The following is a 5,743-nucleotide window of genomic DNA, read 5'->3' as shown; positions in this document are numbered from 1 at the left end:
TCGCGATGCGTTGCGCCGACGGCCTCACGCCTGCGCCGGCTCGTCGTGTACGGCGTTGAGCGTCGCGGCGACCTGCTCGCGCCCGCCTGCCCTCATCCACGCGTCCGCCGCCCTGGCGTACTGGATGACTTCGCTGATGTCAGAATCGAACCCGAAAATGCTGTACGGCAGCCCGAGGGCATCGCAGGTGTCGCGCATTGCGCCCATGCCGCGCACGAGGTTCGGTCCGCCGCGGCCGATTACGACGTAGAGCGGCGTCGGACCGTTCTGGCTAAAGTGCTCCCGCAAGGCATCGGCCATCGCGCGCAAAGTCTCGAAGATGTCGGTGTTGTTTGACTTGCCGCCGATAATGAACAGGACATTGGTCTGCTTCAGCCAGTGCTTGAAGCAGATCCGGGCCACTTCTTTCATCTTTTCGTAGGGCGGGTTGCCACCGAAGTCCGACGAAATGATCGCGTCGTCGCCGAGCATTTCCGATACCAGCGAATTGGCTCCGCCGCCGAAGGTCGGCGCAAGGATGGTGCCGCGCTCGTTGATCACATAGACGTCGCTTTGGCCCTGGTAGGTCCGCAGCTGGTTGATCTCCGATTCGAAGTCCGAATAGTCCACCGAGAACAGATGCGCGGGTATGTTCAGCCGCTGCCAGCGGAGGTCGTCACGGTCGAAGCCGCATTTAAAGTCGCAGGCGACTGGCGTCAGACGGCCGTCGCGGCTGGGCTGCATGCGGATCGGATTGAGTTCGAGCGTGGTCATGCCGAAGTTGTGATAAAGCTCCCACAGCTTCGGCAGGTGCTGGACCAGAGGCGAAATGATTTCCTTGGGAGCGTTCAGGCGCGACAGCGCATTGGCAACAACAAATGCCTTCAGACCGGTCAGCGGATCGAACGGCACTTGCACGATCATGCCCGGCTCGAGTTCTTCGATATCAACGCCACCGTGATGCGTGAGCGTCATCGTCGGCGCCCGGAAATGCGTCGAGTCGGTGATCGAGAAATACACTTCGTGCTCCGCCGGCACGGCCCCTTCGAACGTCACGCCGTTTGCCTTAGCGGTCTGGTTTCCATGGCGGTGTTCCGCAAAATAAAGCCGCTCCTTCTCTTTCAGTGCCGTTCTCAGGTCACTGGCGCGTCCGACGAGACCGGCCTTGCCCTTCTTGCCTATTCCGCCCTTGAACATCGGCTTGACGAACACCGACCCGTGTCGATCGATCAACGCCTTGATCTGCTCTTCGCTGGCGTCGGGTCCGAGCACCTCTGAGGTTGGGAAGCCGCCGAACTGCAGCAGCTGGGAGCCATGCAACATACCGGTGACTTGCATATCGTCTCCTTGCGAGTTGTTTCCTGAACGGCCTGCGGGTTGGCATCGCCCGCGCGCGGGCGCACGCCGTGATAAGTCAATCGACGGGCGTACCGGTCCCCGACCGCGTGAGGCGGTCAACGACGGATCTGAATGACCAAAGGTTGGGGGGACTGGCGTCGCCCGCTAGTACGAGGCGGAATGGGAAAAAACATGGTGTCGTCTCCGTAATGGCGGCCTCAAGACCGCTTTGACGGCCTGACGGCCGGTAGACGGATATAACGCAAGGCTCGTGCCAGTGCGTGACCACGTCGGAAATTTATAAGTCACTGATTTAAAATAATTTTCCCCGGGTGAGACGTCACGCCTGACAACCGCGTTCGCAAAACTCAGAAACTGCGGATCTGCGTAGGCTGAGATTTCAGCCATGAGAGGCAGCTCAATCTGCCACCCTGCGGAACACGCGAAGCTACGAAAATGGTAAGGAGTCGGACCTGCAAAATTCAATTTGCGTAGCGAGCTAAGCCGAGGGTGTGGCCTGTCGGCGAACGGGAATCAGCCCATCGAAGGCGGTTGTAGCGAGCAAGCGCTGGCTTCAGCGTGACATTGGCGAGCCAATGCAGCAACGCGAGGATAAAAATACGGGCCTCATGCCCAGGCGGACGATGGCGCGCAGCAACCAGCGCAGGTTGTAGCCGGCAGCACGCAGTACCGCGTGTAGCGCATCGCCGGTTTGCCCTTTGAGCGAAATAATCGGCCCGCTGCCGCAAATCGCGCCGAAGAAACAAAGGGTGGCTTCGGTGTGGCAAAGTGGAATGCGGCGCTGCGGAAGACCGGTGAGGCAATGGTGCGTAATGCCCGTCTTTGAGCGTGGTCCTGGGTGACGTCATCGATATTGGTGAATCGGCGTGACGGCGTAAGCTGCTGTGCTGATATCCCGTTTAAGAGAGTGAGCTAACGACGTACCCGATGCAGCGCCATTCCCGCAACTGAAGATGGAGCAAGCCTTGGCCCAACGCAATCCTGCAGTCAGCCTTAAGCCGGGCAAGTCCCGGGCGGCAGCACTGTCGATCACCCATCCCAATGCCGCCGGCATCGACATTGGCAGCGCGTCTCACTTTGTGGCTGTCCCGGCGGATCGGGACGATGAGACGGTGCGCGAATTTGCCAGTTTCACGGCAGACCTCAACGCCATGGCCGACTGGCTCAAGGCCTGCCGAATCGACACCATCGCGATGGAATCGACCGGCGTGTACTGGATCCCCGTGTTCGAATTGCTGGAGTCGCGTGGTTTCACGGTCATGCTGATCAATGCGCGTCACGTCAGGAACGTCTCGGGGCGCAAGTCCGATGTGCTGGATTGCCAATGGATCCAGCAGCTCATGACGTACGGTTTGCTGCGCGGGGCATTTCGCCCGGCCGACCAGGTGTGTGTGCTGCGCTCGCTGTGGCGCCAACGCGGGATGCTGTTGCGCAGCCAGTCGCGCCACGTCCAGCATATGCAGAAGGCGCTGACCCAGATGAACGTCCAGCTCGCTAACGTCATCTCCGACGTAGTCGGTGTGACGGGCCAGAAGATCCTGCGCGCCATTGTGGCCGGCGAGCGGGATGGCCATGCGCTCGCGGGCATGAAGGATGCGCGTATCCGTGCCAGCGTCGACGAGATAGCGAAGAGCCTGCAAGGCAACTGGCGTGCCGAGCACCTGTTCGCGCTCAGGCAGGCGGTGGACGCGTTCGACTTCATCGGTACGCAACTGGCCGAGTGCGACCGCGAGATCGAGCAACAGTTGCAACGCCTGCAAACCCGTGAGGGTGAACCTGCCAGGGGCAAGCAGCGCGGCCGGACACGCAACGCGCCGAAGTTTGACCTGCGCACGCAGTTGTTCAGGATGTGCGGTGTGGACCTCACGCGCATTGACGGCATCGACGTCACGACGGCGCTGGCTGTCATCTCGGAGATTGGCGCCGACATGTCACGCTTTCCCTCGGCGGCACACTTCGCGAGCTGGCTGGGTCTGTGCCCAGGAACCCGGATAACCGGAGGCAAAGTGATGAGTGGCAAGACCATGCGCTGCGCTAACCGCGCGGCCCAGGCCCTGCGTCTGGCCGCTACGGCGTTGCGCACCAGCCAGTCGGCACTGGGCGCGTACTTCAGGCGGATGTGTTCGCGTATGGACAAACCGAAGGCCATTACCGCTGTCGCCCACAAGCTCGCGCGACTCATCTACACGATGCTTACCAAGGGTGAGGAGTACACCGATCAAGGGCAGGACTACTACGAAGAGCGCTACCGCGAACGTGTTCTTCGGCAGTTATCCCAGCGCGCCCAGAAGCTCGGCATGAAGCTCGTCGCCACAGAACAACCGCAACCCGTCTGAAAAACTCATTCCCAATCAGACACTTGGGGTGTGTTTCTTAAGAGCCAGCAACGCCGCATGCTATGGTCGTGCTTCACGTGGCCGATGATCGGTTCGATCGCCTGCCGTCGCTTGAGCCAACGTCGCTGGGTGCTGGTCAGGGTCTTGTGTTTGCCGCGATGAATAAGTTGTACTGATGACACGTCGGCATCGACGCCACGAAACCCGAGATCGACCAACACGGTCTTCGGTTGGCGCGTACCGGGCAGATCCTGCAACAGAATGGAACTCTGTTCGAGTTGCTCCGCCAGCGTATGGCCATCATAGGGGTTGCCCGGGAATGCCCGCGCACCGACGATCAGCCCATGTTTCTCGGTGATCGCGAGGCTTACCTTGACGCCGAACTCGTATGGTTACCGCGCCTTAGCCAGCACGGCCAGCGGGTGACGCAAATCGATCATCGCGTCCAGACGGCTACGAAAGAAATCAGGCGTGCTCATTGGCGACCACTCCGAAACTCCCAGAATCTTTATCAGATCGATATGGGGTGCCCTCAAGAAACGGACTTTTTCGTACGTTAAGGGAGGGTTGACGCCGGCACCCATCGGTACAACGTTGGAATAGAAACCCCGAGGTTTTTGGCAACCTCGCGGGGTGGGACACCACCGGCCAGCAGCCGCTTCGCTGAGGCGATCTTGCTATCCGTCATTCGGCGTTTCCGGCCGCCAGTACGGCCGGCGGCCTTCGCCGCTGTGAGCCCCGCAAGGGTTCGTTCGACGGTCAACTCGCGCTCCATCTGTGCAAGGCTAGCCATTACATGGAAGAAAAATCTGCCAGCAGGTGTACTGGTGTCGATACTGTCCGTCACGCTTTTAAAATGAACACCTCGTCGGTCAAGATCACCCACCAGATCGACCAAACCCTTTACGCTGCGGCCGAGCCGATCCAGCTTCCAAACAACAAGCGTGTCACCCTCACGCACCACCTCCAAGGCAGTTTGTAGGCCGGGACGGACGGCTCGCACCCCGCTGATCTGATCGTCATAAATCTTCTTGCAGCCCGACTTTTTCAGTGCTGCCACCTGTAGTGCGAGATTTTGGTCCTGTGTTGAAACACGTGCATAACCGACCAACATTCTTGCCCCTCTTGTCGCAGCTTCAACTGCATTCGTTCGATTCCGAGTCGTGCCGTTCCATTAGAACTTCTTGTTATGCGGCGAGAGGTTTAGACATTTCCGTCGTGGGATTCCAGCCCAGTTTCGCGTATAGCGGTTGACCCAACTCTGTTGCATGCAAGACCGCGAACTGGAGGTTGCGCTTCGCAAACTCTTCCTCCGCGAGTTTCATGAGCGCGCGCCCAAGCCCACGGCTCCGGTAAGGCTTTTCGACATATACGTTCAGGACATACCCTCTTTTGTCCTGCATCGGATGCGAGGGATGCGGGGGCCATTCAATCGTCATCAGGCCGATTCCTGCGGCAGGTTTTCCATCGTCCCGCAACAGAAATCCGTAATAGGTTCCATCCCGAAGTCGGGGCTCAAGCCAAGGCCTGAACTGCTCGGTCATCGTTGCCAGAATGGCGTCACTGCGCCCAGCTTCACGAAACATCTCTTCACGGTGCCTACAGATGAGTTCGAGGTCGTCAACGCAAAGCTCGCGAGTGTCCATCGCATTTCCTTTGATGTGGTGCAACGTCAGTGTGGGGTTCCCAAGCGCGACCGTAAAGCGCGCAGACGGCAATTCTTGGAACTCGTTGTCGCGCGGGGGAATTGAGAGTGTGCTGCAGGCACACGGAAAGGAGGTTCGAATGAACTGACGGACTGTGTACAAGCTGCGTGAGAGATGGAGGTAGGCCCTCCGGCGTCGGCTTTCAGGAGCGGGCGTCAAACCACCTCAAGCTGCTGCGGTAAAGAGCCGTGGTGGTGAGCGTTGGGGTAAAAGCGCCGAGGATATACCTCGGGCAGGTATGGATCAGAGAGACGAACGAAAGTGAACCTTCCGATGACGCGTCGTAATCCAGAGACTTGTCGTCAAAACCACGGGCGTTTCCATCCCGTGGGACAAGCTTGCCGGGAACCTGATTACTGGGCA

5 protein-coding genes and 1 pseudogene are annotated in these 5,743 nt (G+C 59.4%); 1 reads left to right on the top strand and 5 read right to left on the bottom strand.

Going from position 1 to position 5,743, the window contains the following annotated elements:
* Window positions 1-24 precede the first annotated feature (24 nt).
* Complete coding sequence (locus VMJ11_RS12230; RefSeq protein ID WP_325619670.1) at window positions 25-1,317, bottom strand: ATP citrate lyase citrate-binding domain-containing protein; 1,293 nt, start codon at window positions 1,315-1,317, stop codon at window positions 25-27.
* A gap of 986 nt (window positions 1,318-2,303) precedes the next feature.
* On the opposite strand from VMJ11_RS12230, the gene VMJ11_RS12225 reads away from it, so the two are divergent.
* Window positions 2,304-3,674 (top strand): IS110 family transposase, encoded by a 1,371-nt coding sequence (locus VMJ11_RS12225; RefSeq protein ID WP_414694376.1) that lies wholly within the window; start codon window positions 2,304-2,306, stop codon window positions 3,672-3,674.
* A gap of 41 nt (window positions 3,675-3,715) precedes the next feature.
* Here the strand turns inward: VMJ11_RS12225 and VMJ11_RS12220 are convergent.
* From VMJ11_RS12220 to VMJ11_RS12205, 4 genes and pseudogenes are all read right to left on the bottom strand, one after another.
* Window positions 3,716-4,066, bottom strand: a pseudogene (locus VMJ11_RS12220) (transposase); the annotation flags it as partial.
* A 164-nt stretch (window positions 4,067-4,230) separates the two neighbouring features.
* The gene (locus tag VMJ11_RS12215) at window positions 4,231-4,788 is read right to left on the bottom strand and encodes a recombinase family protein (protein ID WP_325619669.1); all 558 of its coding nucleotides are present in this window, start codon (window positions 4,786-4,788) and stop codon (window positions 4,231-4,233) included.
* A gap of 73 nt (window positions 4,789-4,861) precedes the next feature.
* Window positions 4,862-5,320, bottom strand: a complete 459-nt coding sequence (locus tag VMJ11_RS12210; RefSeq protein ID WP_325619668.1) for a GNAT family N-acetyltransferase — start codon at window positions 5,318-5,320, stop codon at window positions 4,862-4,864.
* A gap of 202 nt (window positions 5,321-5,522) precedes the next feature.
* On the bottom strand, window positions 5,523-5,743 hold a 221-nt coding region (locus VMJ11_RS12205), incomplete at its 5' end, for a hypothetical protein (protein WP_325619667.1).

Origin of the sequence: Paraburkholderia sp. (genome assembly GCF_035501035.1) — a bacterium.
Taxonomy (GTDB): domain Bacteria; phylum Pseudomonadota; class Gammaproteobacteria; order Burkholderiales; family Burkholderiaceae; genus Paraburkholderia.
Note: the sequence above shows the minus strand (reverse complement) of the source record. Positions and strands in the feature narration are given on the sequence as shown.

Excerpts from the sequence above, each read along its gene's own strand:
- VMJ11_RS12215 (WP_325619669.1), bottom strand. The coding sequence starts at position 4,788 with ATGTTGGTCGGTTATGCACGTGTTTCAACACAGGACCAAAATCTCGCA.
- VMJ11_RS12210 (WP_325619668.1), bottom strand. The coding sequence starts at position 5,320 with ATGGACACTCGCGAGCTTTGCGTTGACGACCTCGAACTCATCTGTAGG.
- VMJ11_RS12230 (WP_325619670.1), bottom strand. The coding sequence starts at position 1,317 with ATGCAAGTCACCGGTATGTTGCATGGCTCCCAGCTGCTGCAGTTCGGC.